Origin of the sequence: Streptacidiphilus pinicola (genome assembly GCF_003258295.1) — a bacterium.
In the GTDB taxonomy this organism is placed as follows: domain Bacteria; phylum Actinomycetota; class Actinomycetes; order Streptomycetales; family Streptomycetaceae; genus Streptacidiphilus; species Streptacidiphilus pinicola.
In genome coordinates this window covers 45953-63351 of sequence record NZ_QKYN01000061.1, presented here as the reverse complement: position 1 = coordinate 63351, position 17399 = coordinate 45953, and the positions used below count along the sequence as shown (strand labels likewise).

The 17399-nt window shown below is 68.8% G+C and carries 11 protein-coding genes; 1 reads left to right on the top strand and 10 read right to left on the bottom strand.

Annotation, left to right across the window (positions count from 1 at the left end):
* Nucleotides 1-136 precede the first annotated feature (136 nt).
* Nucleotides 137-2425, top strand: coding sequence for a peptidoglycan binding domain-containing protein (locus DN069_RS15850; RefSeq protein WP_111501634.1), 2289 nt, complete (start codon nt 137-139; stop codon nt 2423-2425).
* Nucleotides 2426-2514: 89 nt separating this feature from the next.
* On the opposite strand, the gene DN069_RS15845 is transcribed toward DN069_RS15850, so the two are convergent.
* The 10 genes from DN069_RS15845 to typA form a co-directional block, all read right to left on the bottom strand.
* Nucleotides 2515-4218, bottom strand: coding sequence for an ABC transporter family substrate-binding protein (locus tag DN069_RS15845; RefSeq protein WP_111501633.1), 1704 nt, complete (start codon nt 4216-4218; stop codon nt 2515-2517).
* Nucleotides 4219-4285: 67 nt separating this feature from the next.
* Nucleotides 4286-6367, bottom strand: coding sequence for an ABC transporter ATP-binding protein (locus DN069_RS15840; protein WP_165845516.1), 2082 nt, complete (start codon nt 6365-6367; stop codon nt 4286-4288).
* The gene (locus tag DN069_RS15835; RefSeq protein WP_111501632.1) at nt 6364-7383 is read right to left on the bottom strand and encodes an ABC transporter permease; all 1020 of its coding nucleotides are present in this window, start codon (nt 7381-7383) and stop codon (nt 6364-6366) included. Before DN069_RS15835 ends, DN069_RS15840 begins: the two co-directional genes overlap by 4 nt.
* Nucleotides 7384-7426: 43 nt before the next feature.
* Entirely contained in the window at nt 7427-8392 is a 966-nt protein-coding gene (locus DN069_RS15830; RefSeq protein WP_111501631.1) for an ABC transporter permease, read from the bottom strand.
* A gap of 703 nt (nt 8393-9095) precedes the next feature.
* A complete protein-coding gene (locus DN069_RS15825) occupies nt 9096-10241 on the bottom strand; it encodes an ABC transporter ATP-binding protein (RefSeq protein ID WP_111501630.1) in 1146 nt (381 codons plus the stop codon).
* Nucleotides 10234-11292 carry an ABC transporter ATP-binding protein gene (locus tag DN069_RS15820; protein ID WP_111501681.1) on the bottom strand — a complete coding sequence of 353 codons (1059 nt, stop codon included), beginning with the start codon at nt 11290-11292 and terminating at the stop codon, nt 10234-10236. Before DN069_RS15820 ends, DN069_RS15825 begins: the two co-directional genes overlap by 8 nt.
* A 19-nt stretch (nt 11293-11311) precedes the next feature.
* Nucleotides 11312-12340 (bottom strand): ABC transporter permease, encoded by a 1029-nt coding sequence (locus DN069_RS15815; RefSeq protein ID WP_111501629.1) that lies wholly within the window; start codon nt 12338-12340, stop codon nt 11312-11314.
* On the bottom strand, nt 12333-13256 hold the full coding sequence (locus DN069_RS15810; protein ID WP_111501628.1) for an ABC transporter permease: 924 nt from the start codon (nt 13254-13256) through the stop codon (nt 12333-12335). Before DN069_RS15810 ends, DN069_RS15815 begins: the two co-directional genes overlap by 8 nt.
* 96 nt (nt 13257-13352) lie before the next feature.
* The gene (locus tag DN069_RS15805; protein ID WP_111501627.1) at nt 13353-14993 is read right to left on the bottom strand and encodes a peptide ABC transporter substrate-binding protein; all 1641 of its coding nucleotides are present in this window, start codon (nt 14991-14993) and stop codon (nt 13353-13355) included.
* A gap of 416 nt (nt 14994-15409) precedes the next feature.
* The gene (gene typA, locus DN069_RS15800) at nt 15410-17314 is read right to left on the bottom strand and encodes a translational GTPase TypA (RefSeq protein ID WP_111501626.1); all 1905 of its coding nucleotides are present in this window, start codon (nt 17312-17314) and stop codon (nt 15410-15412) included.
* Between the last annotated feature and the right edge of the window lie 85 nt (nt 17315-17399).

The window sequence follows — 17399 nt, the reverse complement described above, 5'->3', positions numbered from 1 at the left end:
CAACGCTGGAGACCGCGGTTCCACACACCGCAACCGCAACCCCACGGGACGCGGGGAACAACGATCCACAACCGCGCGCCGCCACTCAAACGGAGCGCGAACCGGAGCAGCAGTGAGTCGAGAATCCGACAATCCGATGTCGCCTCGTCAGGGCGGCGAGTCCTACCCCTCGGGTACGCCGCCCTACGGCGTCCCCGGTGACGCGGCGTTCTCCCGCTCGGGGCAGCCGCCACAGGCCGGTCGGCCGGGCCCCGGGGGTGCCGCGCAGCCGGAGAACGGGGCCGACGCCCCGCACCGCGACGAGCCTCGCACCGAGACCACGCTCACCACGCGCATCAAGATCAATATCCCCGGCGCGCGACCGATCCCCGAGGTCGTCGTCCGCAGCCCGCTGAACGAGGAGACGGGCGAGCAGCCCGCCCCGCGGCGGCGCCGCGCGGACACCTCGGGCTCCCCCGTGCTCGGCGTCATGGACTCGGGCGCGGGCACCACCACGCCCCCTGACCTGCCGCCGGAGTGGCTCGCCCCGGGCGCCTCGGAGCAGCCGACCTCGTCGGCGCAGGACGCACCCTCCGCCCCGGCCGGGGCGGACGGCGGCGGGACCCCGCCCAGCGAGTGGTTCGCGCCGCGCAAGAAGTCGGCGCCGCCGGCCGCCGCGTCGGCCCCGGCGTCCCCCGCGCCGCCGCCCGGCCAACCGCTCTTCCAGGAGCCTCCGGCCGCGCCGCCCGTCGCGCCGACGCCGGGCTTCGAGGCGCAGCAGCCGCAGTCGCCCCTGGCGCCGTCCCCGGACCGGTCCCCGCAGCCGCCGATGCCGAAGCGGCGGGGCAAGGCAGCGCCGACGCCGACCGGTCCGAGCGCCGACGGCAGCATGCCGCCCGGGTACGACCAGCCCTACGGCAGCGGCCGGGACGCACTGCCGGACGCCCAGCCCTGGTCGGGCGGGGCGCTGCCGCAGCGGCCCCAGCCGACGCCGGGCCAGCAGCCCCCGCAGGGCCAGCAGGCGCCCCCCGGGCCGACCCTGCCGCCGCGTCCGGTGCCGGGCTCCATCGCCGCGCGCCTGGGCGGTGCGACGGCCGAGGCGCCCGCGAGCACCACCGGTGTCCAGCCGACCCTTCAGTTCCGCTCCCCCGCAGACCAGCTGACGGACCCGCAGACCGGGTTCCCGCCGGCTCCCCCGATGCCGGGGGAGGCCGTCGGCGCCCCGATAGCCACCCCGACTCCGGCCGGCCCCGGCCCGCAGCCGGGCCAGCACCGCCAGCAGAAGGGCGGCAAGGGCGGTCAGCAGCAGGGCGCCAAGGCAGCGAAGGGCGGCAAGGCCGGCGGCGGGAACGCCGCGGGCCAGACCGCGACGCTGCCCCCCGTCCCGCGGCCGCAGCCCATCGCCGACGGCTTCGCGGGCGGGACCGGCGGCGTCAGTGCCGACCCGCGTCCCGAGCCCGCCGGTGGCGGCCAGGGCACGGGGGCCTCCACCGCGCCCTCCGGCAAGGCCGGCCGCGCCAAGCGTGGCGGCGGCAAGGCCCGCAAGCTGGCCGGCTACGCGGTCGGCGTGGTGGTCGTGGCCGGCGCGGGCGCCTACGGCGCCGGGCTGATGATGAACCAGGCCGACATCCCCAAGGGCACCACGGTGCTCGGACAGGCGATCGGCGGCGACACCCGGGACCAGGCCCTCGACGCGCTGGAGCACACCCTCGGCCCGCTCTCGGCGCGCCCGATCCAGGTCTCCATCGGGGGCAAGCCCGCGACGCTGAACCCGTCCGTGGCCGGTCTGACGATCGACGCGACCGCGACGGTCGACAGCGTGGCGCACCACGACTACAACCCGGTCACCGTGGTCCAGTCGCTGCTCGGCACGGGCAAGGCCGTCGCCCCGGTGGTCACCATCGACCCCGACAAGCTGCGCTCCGCGCTGCAGCAGCTGGCCGCGTCCAGCAGCGGCAACTCGGCCGGCGTGCACTTCGTCGCGGGCAAGGCCGTGGTGACGCCGCCCAAGGCCGGCAGCGGCCTCGACGTGGACGCCGCGATGCCGCTGGTCGAGCAGGCCTTCCGGGCCCGCGCCAACGGCGGCCAGGTCGGCGTGGTCGCGCTCTCGGTCACCACGGTGCAGCCCAAGGGCTCCGCGGCGGCCGCGGACGCGGCGGCGCGCACCATCGGCGCCTGGGCCATGAAGCAGCCGTTCCAGGTGACGGCGGGCGGCAAGACGGTGCTCTTCGGCAAGAACACCTTCAGCCAGGCGCTGACCCTGCGTCCGGACGCCTCCGGCGCCTTCGTCCCGGTCTTCAACCTGGCCAAGCTGAAGGCCGCCTACGGTCCCGCCTTCGACGGCGTCCAGACCAAGGACGGCCGCCCGGTCACCCCGCAGGACGTGGCGATCGCCCTGGTCTCCCTGCTGTCCAAGCCCGACGGCAGCACCAGCGTCGGCATCTGACGCCCGGCCCAGCGCGGGCCAACGAAGAACCCCCGAGCCGGAAGGCTCGGGGGTTCTTCGTTCGGCGTCAGCCGGACGGTTCAATCAGCTCACTTGGTGAAGCCGATCTTGGTCCAGTCGATGTCCTGGAAGCCGTTGGCACCGAAGTTGGCCAGCGTGCTCTTGGTGGCGACGATCTGCGGACGCTGGTACAGCGGCACGTGGATGGCCATCTGCCAGACCATGGCGTCGGCAGCGTTGACGTCGGCGAGGTACTGGGTCGGGTCGGTGTCCGAGCCGGCCTTGTTCATCGCGGCGTCCAGCGCGGGGCTGCCGATGCGCGAGTAGTTCGAGCCGATGCCCGCGGAGGTCGGGTTGAGGAAGTTCGGCTCGACGTTGCTGATCGGGAAGTACGGCAGCGAGCCGAGCTCCGAGAAGACGGTCAGGTCGAACTTGCCGGCCTGGACGTCGTTGAAGAACTGGTCACCCACACCCTGGGTGGTCTTCACGCTGATGCCGACGTCCTTCAGCATCGCGGTGAGCAGCTGCGCCTCGTTGGTCGCGACCGGGGTGCCGGCCGGGATCTCGAGGGTGAGGTCGAACTCCTTGCCGTCCTTGGTGCGGAAGCCGTTGGAGCCCATCTTCCAGCCCGCGGCGTCCAGCGCGGCCTTCGCGGCGGTCGGGTCGAACTGACCCAGGGCGCCCGCGTTGTCCTTGTAGCCGGACGCGTTGTTGACCAGGAAGTTGTTGTTCAGCAGCTGCACGTCCCAGGGCAGGCCGCTCAGGTCGGACTTGCCGATCGCGACGCGGTTGATCGCCTGCATGACGGCCTTACGGACGTTGACGTCCGTGAGGTTCGGGCTCTTGCCGTTCAGCCACATCTGGCGCAGGTTCGGCGCGCCGGCCACGCGGATGGAGGCGCCGGCGACCTGCTTGGCCTGCTTGTAGATGGACGGGGACGGGCCGATGTCCTCCCAGTCGATCTCACCGGAGGCGAAGGCGCCCGGGGTGGAGGAGGCGTCCAGGGTACGGAAGTTGATGCTGTCCAGGACCGGCTTGTTGCCCCACCAGTTGGGGTCGCGCACGACGGTCACGACCTTGGTGGTCGGGTCCATCTTGCCGATCTTGAACGGACCCGCGGTGACCGGGATCTTGTTCTTGTAGGAGTTGTTGAAGCCGTCGACCGTGCTGATCTGCGAGGCCGGGTAGAGCGGCGAGAAGAGCGCGGCCCAGTCGGAGAACGGGGTCGCGTAGGTCACGACGGCCTCGAACTGGTCCTTGCCCTGGACGACCGAGGCGATCTGGCTGTAGCCGGTCGTCTGGGTGTCGTTGAACTTGGGGTTCTTGCCGTTCTGGACGGACCAGTCGGCCTCGATGTCCTTCCAGGTGATCGGGGTGCCGTCCGACCACTTGGCCTTGGGGTTGATGTCGTACGTGGTGACCTGCTTGCCGCCGGTCATCGTGTTGGTGATGCTGCTGAAGTAGTCCGTGTCGACGGCCAGCTTGTTGTCGGCCGTGGTGTGGAACTCCTGCGGCATCACGGACTCCATGGTCCACACCGTGGACTGCTCGTTCTGGGAGTCCGCGTTCAGCACGTTCCACTGGCTGGAGTACTGGTCCACCGGGAAGTTGAAGGTGCCGCCCTGCTTGAGCTGCGAGGGGTCGACAGCGTTGATCTGGTTCAGGTTGGCGTTGATCGGCTTGGCCGACGGCGCGGCGCTGGAGCCGCTGCTGCTGGAGCAGGCAGTGGCGGACAGCACGAGACCGGCGGACAGCGCGACGGCTGTGGCCAGCTTGACGGTGTAGCGGGACAAGGCGGGTCCTCCCCTTGAATGGCTGAGTTGAACGTGCACGACTGCCTGTGGGCCAAGGCCCTGATGGTCAGACGACTTCGAGGGCCGCAGCGTAGTGGCAGGCGGCGGTGTGGTCGGCCCCCAGGGCCTGGACTGCCGGGTCCTCGGTGTGACACCTCTCGGCGTCAGCCGCGGAGAGCCCACCGATCTTCGGGCAGCGCGTCCGGAAACGGCAGCCCGAGGGGACGTCGGCGGGGCTCGGCAGGTCACCCGTCAGCAGGATCCGCCGACGCTCGCGCTCCTTGCGCGGGTCGGGCAGCGGAACCGCCGAGAGCAGGGCCTGGGTGTAGGGGTGCGAGGGCTGACCGAAGACCGAGTCCGCATCCCCGAGCTCGACGATCCGTCCCAGGTACATGACCGCGACGCGGTCAGCGATGTGACGGATCACCGAGAGATCGTGAGCGACGAAGAGGTAGCTCAGGCCGAGCTTGACCTTCAGTTCGTCGAGGAGGTTGATGACACCCGCCTGGATCGACACGTCGAGCGCGGAGACCGGCTCGTCGAGGACGATCAGCTTGGGGTCGAGGGCCAGCGCGCGGGCGATGCCGATGCGCTGACGCTGGCCGCCGGAGAACTCCGTCGGGTAGCGCTCCGCGTGCTCGGGCAGCAGACCGACGAGGCTGAGCAGCTCGGGGACGCGGGCCGCGATGCGGTCCTTGCTCCAGCCGTGCGTCTTCATCGGCTCCGCCAGGATGTCGCCGATCGGCATGCGCGAGTCGAGCGAGGCCATCGGGTCCTGGAAGACCACCTGCATGTCACGACGCAGCTCGCGGCGGCCCTTGCCGTTCAGCGACTTGGTCTCCTTGCCGAGCACGACGACCGAGCCGGCCTGCGCCTTCGGCAGCTCCAGGATCTGCAGCAGCGTGGTGGTCTTGCCGCAGCCGGACTCGCCGACCAGGGCGAAGGTCTCCCCCTCGCGGATGTCGAAGTCCAGGCCGTCGACGGCGCGGACGGTGCCCACGCGGCGCTTGAAGACCGAGCCCTTCATCAGCGGGAAGTGCTTGATCAGGCCGTCGACCTTCAGCACCGCCGGGCGGCTCTCGCGGGGCGAGCGGTCGTGCGCGGGAACGTCCGGGGTCGGGAACATCTCCTCGCGCGGCACCGAGTCGCCGATCTCCGTCGACCGGTGACAGGCGCTCAGCAGACCGTCGGCGGAGGCCTTCAGCTCCGGCTCGACCTCACGGCAGACGTCGACCGCGATCGGGCAGCGCGCCGCGAAGGGGCAGCCCTGCGGCAGCGACACCATGGACGGCGGGTTGCCCTCCAGCGGGGTGAGCGCCTTCTTCTCGCCGCCCTCGTCCATCCGCGGCACCGCGCTGAGCAGGCCGATGGTGTAGGGCATGTGCGGGGTGTAGAAGACGTCGTCGGCGAGGCCGGACTCCACCGGGCGGCCGGCGTACATGACCTGGACCCGGTCGGCCATCCCGGCCACCACGCCCAGGTCGTGCGTGATCATCAGGATCGCGGCGCCGGTGACCTCCTGGGCCTTCTTGAGGACCTCGAGCACCTGGGCCTGGATCGTCACGTCGAGGGCCGTGGTCGGCTCGTCGGCGATGATCACCTTGGGGTCGTTGGCGATCGCCATGGCGATCACCGCACGCTGCCGCATACCGCCGGAGAACTCGTGCGGGAAGGCGTCGATCCGGCGCTTCGGGTCCGGGATGCCGACGAGGTCGAGCAGCTCCAGGGCCCGCGCACGGGCGGCCTTGTCGTTCAGGTCCTGGTGCACCTGGAGCGCCTCGACCAGCTGGGTGCCGATGGAGAAGACGGGCGTGAGCGCGGACAGCGGGTCCTGGAAGACCATGCCCATCTCCTTGCCGCGGATCTTGGACATCTCCCCGTCGCTCAGGTGGAGCAGCTCGCGGCCCTCCAGCCGGACGGAGCCCGAGACCTGCGCGCCCTCCGGCAGCAGGCCGAGGACGGAGGTCGCGGTCACGGACTTGCCGGAGCCGGACTCGCCCACCAGGGCCAGGGTCTCGCCGCGACGCAGCGAGAAGTCGATCCCGCGCACGGCCTGGACCAGGCCGGCCTCGCTGGGGAACGAGACGCGCAGGTCGCGGACGGCGAGCACCGCGTCGGAGGCGAGGAGAGAAGAGGCGGGGGTGGTCACGAGGCGAGTCCTTCCTCGGCACGAGCGGTGTTGCTGACGACGTCCTGGGCCGGCGAGCCGGCGATCGGGCCCTTGGCCCGCTTGATGCTCTTCACGACGGCCTTGGCACCGGCCGCGGTCGGGTCGAAGGCGTCGCGGAGGCCGTCGCCGATGAAGGCGACGCACAGGCCCATGAGCACCAGGAAGCCGGCGGGGAAGAAGAACATCCAGGGCGAGGTGGTGGCGTCCGGCTGACCGTCGGCGATCAGGGTGCCGAGGGAGATGTCGGGGGCCTGGATGCCGAAGCCGAAGTAGGACAGACCGCTCTCGGAGAGGACGACCGCGCCGACCTGGATGGTGGCGTCGACGATGAGGATCGAGGCCACGTTGGGCAGGATGTGGCGGAAGATGATGACCAGCGGGTTGACGCCCATGTAGCGGGCGGCGAGCACGTACTCGCGGTCCTTGAGGGTCTGGGTCATGCTGCGCACCACACGTGCGGTGATCATCCAGCCGAAGGCGGAGAGCAGCACCACGAAGTAGAGCCAGGTGCCGCCGGCCAGGCGCGGCGCGATCAGCGCCAGCAGCAGGAAGCTCGGCACGACGAGCATGAGCTCGAGCACCCACATCAGGATCCGGTCGATCCAGCCGCCGAAGTAGCCGGCCGAGGCGCCGACCAGGGCCGCGATCAGCGTGGTCAGCGGACCGCCGATGAGGCCGATGACCAGCGACTTCTGCAGGCCGCGCATGGTCAGCGCGAGCATGTCGACACCGGGGTGGTTGGTGCCGAACCAGTGGGTGGCGTCCGGCGCGGTGCCGAGCGCGTTCCAGTCGTTGTCGGTGTAACTGAACTTCAGGAAGTACGGCAGCACGTAGGCGCCGACCAGCAGCACCGCCAGGATCCCCACGCCCACCATGGCGAGCCGGTTGCGGCGGAAGCGGCGGCGGACGAGCGCGCCACGGCTGAGGGTCCTGGTCTTCTTCTGCTTCTCTTCGGGCAGGACGTCTGCGGGCACGTCGGGAACGAGCTGGGTCATCGGGTCATCTCCTCTTGGTCGTCGTGGTCTCTGCGCTGCGGGGTCAGCTACGGACCCGCGGGTCGAGCGCGGCGTAGACCAGGTCGGACAGGAGGCCCGCGATCAGGACGAGGACCGCGGTGAAGACGGCGATGGCACCCACCGCGTTGACGTCGTTCTGGGTGATGGAGTCGACCAGCCACTCACCCATGCCGTGCCAGCCGAAGATCTTCTCGGTGAAGGTGGCACCGGTGAAGAGCAGCACGATGTTGTAGACCAGCAGCGGCATCACCGGGATGACCGCCGTGCGCAGACCGTGCTTGAGGACGGCCTGGCGACGGGTGAGGCCCTTGGCGCGGGCAGTGCGCAGGAAGTCAGAGCCGAGCACGTCCAGCATGGTGCCGCGCTGGTAGCGGCTGAAGAGCGTGGCCTGGATGAGGAAGAGCGTGATCGTCGGCAGGATCAGGTGTTGCATGTTGCTCGTGATCACGGACCAGGTGCCCTGCGCTCCCGGGTCGTACATGCCGGTGTACTGCACCGGCACGCCCATCCACTGGTCGACGGTCTCCAGCGAGATGGCGATGACCGGGGTCGGCGTGGCCAGCAGCAGGTAGGACACGACGGTCGAGATCCGGTCCGAGGGCCGGTACTGCCGCAGCGCGTTCCAGGCGCCCCAGGCGACACCGGAGACGGTGCTGACCAGGGTGGCGACGAGCAGCAGCTCGGTGGAGACGAAGATCCGGCGGCCCATCTCGGAGTTGACCGAGTTGCCGTCGAAGGTCTGACCGAAGTTCCCGTGGAACAGGATGTTGGTGATCCAGGTCCAGTAACGCTGGACCAGCGGGGTGTTCGGGTCGAGGTTGCGCGACCGCAGGATGTTGTGGATCGAGCTCAGCGGTGGCTGTGGGTGCTTGCTGAGGAAGTTGACGATGGGTTCGAGATAGCTGGATGCCAAGAAGTAGGTAAAGGAGGCTGCGATGAAGACGAGGATCACGTAGTTGACCGCTCGCCTCAGTAGAAACCGCCCCATGCCGCGCCCCATCGTCGTTTGGCCGCGACGCCGGGGGGCGCTCGCGGCAATCCTTACTTGAGCCCCCCGCCCGGCCGCCGTCGGGTGACGACAACTTTGCGCTTGTCGGGCCTGTCGACCTGTGGATCGACCTGGCATCAAATCATGGCGTCGTCCGGGCTTCGTGACTACGGCCCATTGGTGAAGTTTCAGTAACGCACGCTAATGAGCCACCTCGGCAAGTCCCCCGAGCCGGTGCGATCTGACGACCAATCTGATGTCGTATGTCCACTTACGTCCCCCCTGGCCAGCACACTGAGTCGCCTCCGGTAGTGAAGACATCACCAGCCGTGAATGTTCCTCCGTAAGCGGTGCGAGAGGCTGCACCCCTGTCAGTGGTGCCACAAAGGCGCGAATTAGATCACGCCTTCAACAATCCGAGTGGAACGCATCGGGGAAAAGTCTCGGAATGACAACGCGCAAGAATCCCCCATTCAGGGGGAGGCTGTACCGACGTTCGGGGGTGGCGGTCGCGGCCCGGGCAGGCTGCAGCGTCGCCGCAGCTGGGGCGGGAGTCAATCGGCGGGGCGGCCGAGGCTCCGGGCGGTCGGCTCCAGTTTGGCATGAACGCATCGGGCAGCGGGGTGAATTCCGGGACCCGGAAAACGACGGCAGGGCCGCCCCCTCCTCGGGGCGGCCCTGCTCTGTGCCGTCGGTCCGGCGGTCAGGCCTCCGGCGTCTCGCCGCCGTCGCCGTTGGCGTCGCTGCCGTTGGCGCCGTTGCCCTTGGCGCCGACGACGTCGACGTCCTCGGCGAAGTGGCACGCGGACTCGTGCGCGGCCGGGGTGTCCTGGCCGCGGAACCACTCCGGGATCGCCAGCAGCGGCTCCTCGACGGCGCACCTCTCCTGCGCCTTGAAGCAGCGCGTACGGAAGCGGCAGCCCGAGGGCGGATTGGCCGGCGAGGGGATGTCACCGGCCAGGATGATCCGCTCGCGGCCCTCACGGCCCTCCGGGTCCGGCACCGGCACCGCCGAGAGCAGCGCCTGGGTGTAGGGGTGCGTCGGGTGCTCGTAGATCTCCTCGTCCGTGCCGATCTCGACGAGCTTGCCGAGGTACATCACGCCGACGCGGTCGGAGATGTGCCGCACGATCGAGAGGTCATGGGCGATGAACATGTACGAGAGGTTGAACTCGTTCTGCAGCTGCTCCAGCAGGTTGATGACCTGCGCCTGCACGGAGACGTCCAGCGCCGAGACCGGCTCGTCGCAGATGATGATCTCGGGCTTGAGCGCCAGGCCGCGCGCGATGCCGATGCGCTGACGCTGGCCGCCGGAGAACTGGTGCGGGTACCGGTTGATGTACTCCGGGTTCAGACCCACGACGTCCAGCAGGTCCTGGACCGCCTTGCGGCGGTCGCCCTTGGGAGCCACCTCGGGGTGGATCTCGAAGGGCTCCCCGATGATGTCGCCGACCGTCATGCGCGGGTTCAGCGAGGTGTACGGGTCCTGGAAGACCATCTGGATGTTCCGGCGGATCGCCTTGAGCGCCCGGCCGGACACCCCGGCGATGTCCTCGCCCTTGTAGAGCACCTGGCCGGCGGTGGCCGGCTCCAGGTTCATCAGCACCTTGGCCAGCGTGGACTTGCCACAGCCGGACTCGCCGACGATGCCGAGGGTCTCGCCCTGGTGCAGGTCGAAGCTGACGCCGTCGACGGCCTTGACCGCTCCGATCTGCCGCTTGATCAGGATGCCCTGGGTCAGCGGGAAGTACTTCTCCAGATTCCGGACCTGCAGGATCGGCTCGCCGCGCTCGACCGGCTTCTCCATCACGGCCTCGATGGCCACCTCGGCGGCGGTCGGCTCAGCCATGGATGGTCTCCTTCCAGAAGTGGCAGGCGCTGCCGCGACCCTCGATCGGGGCACCGTCGGCCTCCGTCACCGCGTGCAGCGGCGGGACCTCCGAGCGGCAGATCTCCTGGGCCATCGGGCACCGCGGGTTGAACGCACAGCCGGAGGGGATGCGCAGCAGGTTGGGCGGCAGGCCCTTGATCGCGTAGAGCTCCTGGCCCTTCTGGTCCAGGCGCGGGATCGAGTCCAGCAGACCGCGCGTGTACGGGTGCGCGGGGCGCTTGTAGAGCTCGTGCACGGGGGCGGTCTCGACGATCCGCCCGGCGTACATGACCGCGATCTTGTCCGCGACGTCGGCGACCACGCCCAGGTCGTGGGTGATCAGGATCAGGCCCATGTTGTACTCGCGCTGCAGATCCGCCAGCAGCTCCATCACCTGGGCCTGCACGGTCACGTCCAGGGCCGTGGTGGGCTCGTCGGCGATGATCAGGTCGGGCTCCAGGGCCAGCGCCATGGCGATCATGATGCGCTGGCGCATACCGCCGGAGAACTGGTGCGGGTACTGGTTGACCCGCTCCTTGGCGGCCGGGATGCCGACCCGCTCCATCAGCTCGACGGCCTTCTTCTTGGCCTCGGCCTTGGAGGTGCCGCGATGGACCCGGAACATCTCGCCCAGCTGCGTGCCCACGGTGTGCACCGGGTTCAGCGAGGAGAGCGCGTCCTGGAAGATCATGGCCATCTGGGTGCCACGGATCTTGCGGCGCTGCTCGCTCGAGAGCTTCAGCAGGTCCTGGTCCTTGAAGACGATCTCGCCGCCGGTGACGAAGCCGGGCGGGCTGTCCAGGATGCCCATGACGGCCTGCGAGGAGACCGACTTGCCGGAGCCGGACTCGCCGAGGATGGCGAGCGTCTCACCGGCGCGGACGCTGTAGTTGACGCCGTTGACGGCCTTGGCCAGACCGTCGCGGGTGCGGAACTCCACGTGGAGGTCCTTCACCTGCAGCAGCGGGGCGTCCTCGCTGTCCGCGGTGCGGCCGCGCCCGTGTTCGGCGGTGACTTCGGTTGCATGAATACCCACGGTTCCGCCTCTCTCAGCGCAGCTTGGGGTCGAGAGCGTCGCGGACCGCGTCGCCGAGCATGATGAACGCCAGGATGGTGATGCAGAGCGCACCGGCCGGGAAGAGCAGCATGTGCGGCGCGTTGCGGAACGTGTCCGCGGCGGCCGAGATGTCGATGCCCCACGAGACCGTCGGCGGCTTCAAGCCCACACCCAGGTAGGAGAGCGTCGCCTCCAGCGAGATGTACGTGCCGAGCGCGATGGTCGCCACGACGATGATCGGCGCCAGCGAGTTCGGCAGGATGTGACGCAGCATCAGTCGCGGGTTGCCGGCGCCCAGGGCGCGGGCCGCGGTGACGTAGTCCTGCTGGCGGGCGGTGATCACCGCACCACGGGCGATACGCGCGATCTGCGGCCAGCCCAGCACCACGATGAACGCGACCACGATCCAGATCGACCGGCTCGGGATGACCGAGAGGAAGACCAGACCGCCGAGCAGGATCGGGATACCGAAGAAGATGTCCGCGATGCGCGAGATGACCGCGTCGAGCGGGCCGCCGAAGAAGCCGGCGAGGCCGCCCATGATCGTGCCGAGCAGCGCGGTGCCCAGGGTCGCGAAGACACCCACGGTGATCGACGCCCGGGCACCGTAGATGGTGCGCGCGTAGACGTCGCAGCCCTGGGTGTCGAAGCCGAACGGGTGGCCGGAGGTCGGGCCGTTCTGGGACTTCGACAGGTCGCACTTGAGCGGGCTGGTCGAGTCGAAGAGCCCGGGAAAGAACGCCACGATGATCAGGAAGATGATCAGGATGCCCGAGATGATGAAGATCGGGTTGTGCCGCAGCTCACGCCAGGCGTCCTGCCACAGGCTGCGCGGCACCTCGCGGTCGGCCACGGCCACCGTCTCGGTGGACTGCTCCGGCGCGTGGGTGAGGTCTTCCTTCTCCAGCATGCCCTCCACCTCCATGGCGCCCAGGGTGGGCGTCTGCGGGAAGGCGCTGGACAGCTCGGTGTTCGCGTCGTCGGGGACGCCGTTCGGCTTGTTCGGCTGCTGGTCAGGCATAACGGATCCTCGGGTCCAGGACCGCGTAGAGCAGGTCGACGAGCAGGTTGGCGAGGAGGAAGACGATGACGAGGACGGTCACGAAGCCGACGACGGTCGGCGTGTTCTGACGCAGGATGCCCTGGTACAGGTAGTAGCCCACGCCGTGGATGTTGAAGATGCGCTCGGTCACCAGCGCGCCACCCATCAGGGCGCCGAGGTCGGTGCCCAGGAAGGTGATGACCGGGATCAGCGAGTTGCGCAGCAGGTGGTGGGTGACCACGCGGCGGCGCGGCAGGCCCTTGGCGACGGCCGTGCGCACGTAGTCGGCCTTGCTGTTCTCCGCGATGGTGGTGCGGGTCAGACGGGCGACGTAGGCGAGTGAGACCGAGGCGAGCACGATGCCCGGCAGGATCAGCGACTGGATCGGCGCGCCCTCGGGGACGGTGGCATCCGCGATGCCCCACTTCACACCGAACAGGTACTGCAGCACGTAGCCGATGACGAAGGTCGGGATGGAGATGACGATCAGGGTCATCACCATCACGCCGGTGTCGGCCAGCTTGCCGCGACGCATGCCGCTGATCACGCCCAGGCCGATGCCGATGATCACCTCGAAGGTGAAGGCCACCAGGGTGAGCTTCAGCGTGGTCGGGTAGGCGGTCTTCAGCAGCTCGGTGACGGGCTGGCCGCTGAAGGTGGTCCCGAGATCCCCGGTGAAGATCCCCTTCATGTAGTTGCCGTACTGCACGATCAGCGGGTCGTTCAGCCCGAGCTGCTGCCGGATCTGCGCGGCAACGGCCGGGTCGGGAGCCTTGTCGCCGAAGAGTGCGGCAACCGGGTCACCGAGCGCGTGCACCATCGCGAAGATGATGAACGTGGTCCCGATGAACACCGGGATCATTTGGAGCAGTCGTCGGATGACGTAGCGCCCCATGGAACCTCCAGGGATTCGTCGCGGCGGCGGCCGGGAATCGCGTGGATTCCCGGCCGCCGTCCGGCTCGCGCGGCGATCGGCCGGCGGACCGACGACTTACTTGTTGACGGTGATGTCGGTGTAGACCGGGACGCTGAAGACGTCCAGCGACACGTTCGACACCTTCGAGGACCAGCCGACCGTGCCGTTCTGGTACCACAGCGGGATCGACGGCAGGTCGGTGACCAGGAGCTTCTCGGCGTTCTGGAAGTCCGAGACGGCCGCGGACTTGCTGCTGGCGGCGTTGGCCTGGTTGACCATGCTGTCGAACTGCGGGTTGCTGTAGTGCGAGTCGTTCGACGCGGCGTTGGTGTAGAAGATCGGCTGCAGGAAGTCCTGGATCAGCGGGTAGTCCATCTGCCAGCCGGTGCGGAAGGCGGAGGTCATCTGCTTGTTCTGGATCTGGTTGCGGAAGTCCGCGAAGGTGCCGACCGGCTTGCCGACGCAGGCGTTGGTGTTGCCCAGCGCGTTGTTGATGCTGTTGCAGACCGCGTCGACCCACTCCTTGTGCGGGCCGTCGGCGTTGTAGCTGATGGTCATCTGGCCGTGGGGGATGCCACCGCCCTGCTGGATCAGCTGCTTGGCCTTGGTCGGGTTGTAGGTGCAGACGTCGCCGCAGAGCGTGCTGCTGTAGCCGCCCTCGGCGCCGAGGACCGGCGAGGTCCAGTCGGTGGCCGGGGTGCGGGTGCTCTGGAAGATCACCTTGGTGATGGTCGGGCGGTCGATGGCCATCGAGATGCCCTCGCGGACCAGCTTGGCGCCGGCGGTGTTCCAGGCCGGGTCGTACAGCGGGAAGGCGACGGTCTGGTTGATACCCGCCGGCTGGTTCAGGTAGCGACCGTTGAGGTCGGACTGGACCGTCTTCAGCGCGGTGTTGGACAGACCGTTGTCGATGTCCAGGTTGCCGGCCTGCAGGTCGGCGTAGGCGGCGTTCGGGTCGGTGTAGACCTTGAGGTTGATGCCGCCGTTCTTCGGCTTGTAGTTGCCGGAGTACGTCGAGTTGGGGGTGAGCTGCATGCCCGTGCCCTTGGTCCACGACTTGATGACGTACGGGCCGTTGCCGACCGGGTGCGCCTCCCAGGCGGCCTGGTTGGTGAAGAACGACTGCGGCAGCGGGTAGAAGGCCGAGTAGCCGAGGGTGTCCGGCCACAGCGAGAACTTCTGGGTCAGCGCGACGGTGAAGGTGGTGTCGTTGACGACCTTCAGGCCGGACATGGTCTGCGCCGTCGCCGAGCCGCTGGCCGGGTGGACCGCGTCGTAACCCTGGATGGAGGTGAAGAACGGGTCCGTGTTGTTCTGCGCGTGCGGCAGGTACGCTCCCCAGTTCCAGGCGTCCACGTAGGAGTGGGCGGTCACCGGGGTGCCGTCGGAGAACTTCCAGCCCGGCTTCAGCGTGATGGTGAAGTGCTGCTGGTCGGTGGTCGTGATCGACTGCGCGTTGGCCAGCTCGGCCACACCCGTCTTCGGGTTGTAGTGCTGCAGGCCGTCGAAGATCATGTTCAGCACCGCGCCGCCGTTCACCTCGTTGGTGTCCGTCGGGATCAGCGGGTTCTGCGGGTCACCCCACCATGCGGTCACCACGCCGTTGGCGTTGCTGCCGGAGCCGGAGCTGCTGGAACTCGAGCTGCTGCAGGCCGTGGCGGCCAGGGCGATGGCGATGGCCCCGGCGGCGAACTTCGCTTGCGTGGCTCCACGCATGGACGTGCCTCCTCTGACGTGCTGTTTGCACTCGTTCAGTGGCGCCCTCGCCCACCCCTGGGCGACGGCACCGAGCTCGCGAGCCCGGTGGCCGTGGTAGGCAGCGGGCCCGGTGACCCGAGCGTCGTGGTCTCTACTATCCGTCACTCTCGGCGATGCTTCCGACCAAACGACATTGCGGTTTGATCACACGCCCCTGAGCTGCGTCTCGCAACTTGGGCATCCCCAGGTGGGTGCAACAGATGTCGAATCGGACATGGAATACCGCCAACAGTCATCGTGTCACCGATATCCGTACAGTCCGGCACTGACACTCGGCCGGAATGTCATCACAATGAGTGACGGTCATACGGCGTAAGAAAACCGCCGGAGGGAGTACCCTCCGGCGGCTCTCTTCGCTCGGGCGAAGCTGCGGGTCAGCCCTTCGAGGCGCGACCGCGGGTGCGCGCGCGGGTCTGCGCGTCCAGCACCACCTTGCGGATGCGCACCGTCTCCGGCGTCACCTCGATGCACTCGTCCTCGCGGCAGAACTCCAGCGACTGCTCCAGCGAGAGCTTGCGCGGCGGGACGATCGACTCGGCCACGTCAGCGTTCGAGGAACGCATGTTGGTGAGCTTCTTCTCCTTGGTGATGTTCACGTCCATGTCGTCGGCGCGCGAGTTCTCGCCGACGATCATGCCCTCGTACACCTCGGTGCCGGGGTCGGTGAACAGCACGCCGCGCTCCTGCAGGTTGGTCATCGCGAAGGCGGTGACCACGCCGGAGCGGTCGGCGACCAGGGAACCGTTGTTACGCGTCGTCAGCGTGCCGAACCACGGCTCGTGGCCCTCGTGGATCGAGTGCGCGATGCCGGTGCCGCGGGTGGAGGTGAGGAACTCCGTGCGGAATCCGATCAGACCACGCGACGGGACGACGAACTCCATGCGGACCCAGCCGGAGCCGTGGTTCGACATGTTGTCCATCCGGCCCTTGCGGACACCCATGAGCTGGGTGACGGCGCCCATGTGCTCCTCGGGCACGTCGACCGTGAGGCGCTCGACCGGCTCGTGGGTCTTGCCGTCGACCTCCTTGGTGACGACCTGCGGCTTGCCGACGGTGAGCTCGAAGCCCTCGCGGCGCATGGTCTCGATGAGGATGGCCAGCGCCAGCTCACCGCGGCCCTGCACCTCCCAGGCGTCCGGGCGCTCGGTGTCCAGGACGCGCAGCGAGACGTTACCGATCAGCTCGCGGTCCAGCCGGTCCTTGACCTGACGGGCGGTGACCTTGCGGTCGACCTTGGCGCCCGACTTGGCGTCCGCGCCCTTGCCGGAGCCGCCCCTGCCGACCAGCGGCGAGGTGTTGGTGCCGATGGTCATCGAGATGGCCGGCTCGTCGACCGTGATCAGCGGCAGCGCGATCGGGTTCTCCGGGTCCGCCAGGGTCTCACCGATCATGATCTCGCCGATGCCCGCGACGGCGCAGATGTCGCCCGGACCGGCCTGCTCGGCCGGCTTGCGGGTGAGCGCCTCGGTCATCAGCAGCTCGCTGATGCGGACGTTGGAGATGGTGCCGTCACGCTTGATCCACGCGACGGTCTGCCCCTTCTTCAGGTAGCCCTGCTCGACGCGGAGCAGCGCGATACGGCCGAGGAAGTTGTCGGCGTCCAGGTTGGTGACGTGGGCCTGGAGCGGCGCGTCCTCGTCGTAGGTCGGGGCCGGGACGTGGTCCAGGATGGTGGAGAAGAACGGCTCCAGGCTGTCGCTGTCCGCCGGCACGGTGCCGTTCTCCGGCTTGGTCAGCGAGGCGATGCCGTCACGCGCGCAGGCGTAGACGATCGGGAACTCGATCTGGTCCTCGTCCGCGTCCAGGTCCAGGAAGAGGTCGTACGTCTCGTTGACGACCTCGTCGATCCGGGAGTCCGGACGGTCGGTCTTGTTGATGCAGAGGATGACCGGCAGCTTGGCCTGCAGCGCCTTGCGCAGCACGAAGCGGGTCTGCGGCAGCGGGCCCTCGGAGGCGTCCACGAGGAGCACGACGGCGTCGACCATGGACAGACCGCGCTCGACCTCGCCACCGAAGTCGGCGTGGCCGGGGGTGTCGATGATGTTGATCGTGATCGGGTCGCCACCACCCTTGGGGTGGTACTTGACCGCGGTGTTCTTCGCGAGAATGGTGATGCCCTTCTCGCGCTCCAGGTCGTTGGAGTCCATCATGCGGTCGTCCAGGTGCTGATGCGCCGCGAAGGCGCCCGCCTGCTTCAGCATGGCGTCCACCAGCGTGGTCTTGCCGTGGTCGACGTGCGCGACGATGGCGACGTTCCGGATGTCATTGCGCGTGGGCATACGGAGTACAGTTCTCCCGAATCGACTGGGCGTGGCACCCGCCGAGCACGGTTCAAAGTGCCGCCGGTCCACCCACCGGGCATCT

Bases quoted from the DNA above. Each gene is read 5' to 3' on its own strand.
- DN069_RS15830 (WP_111501631.1), bottom strand. From the start codon at position 8,392: ATGGGGCGGTTTCTACTGAGGCGAGCGGTCAACTACGTGATCCTCGTC.
- DN069_RS15835 (WP_111501632.1), bottom strand. From the start codon at position 7,383: ATGACCCAGCTCGTTCCCGACGTGCCCGCAGACGTCCTGCCCGAAGAG.
- DN069_RS15825 (WP_111501630.1), bottom strand. From the start codon at position 10,241: ATGGCTGAGCCGACCGCCGCCGAGGTGGCCATCGAGGCCGTGATGGAG.
- DN069_RS15850 (WP_111501634.1), top strand. From the start codon at position 137: ATGTCGCCTCGTCAGGGCGGCGAGTCCTACCCCTCGGGTACGCCGCCC.
- DN069_RS15815 (WP_111501629.1), bottom strand. From the start codon at position 12,340: ATGCCTGACCAGCAGCCGAACAAGCCGAACGGCGTCCCCGACGACGCG.
- DN069_RS15805 (WP_111501627.1), bottom strand. From the start codon at position 14,993: ATGCGTGGAGCCACGCAAGCGAAGTTCGCCGCCGGGGCCATCGCCATC.
- DN069_RS15810 (WP_111501628.1), bottom strand. From the start codon at position 13,256: ATGGGGCGCTACGTCATCCGACGACTGCTCCAAATGATCCCGGTGTTC.
- typA (WP_111501626.1), bottom strand. From the start codon at position 17,314: ATGCCCACGCGCAATGACATCCGGAACGTCGCCATCGTCGCGCACGTC.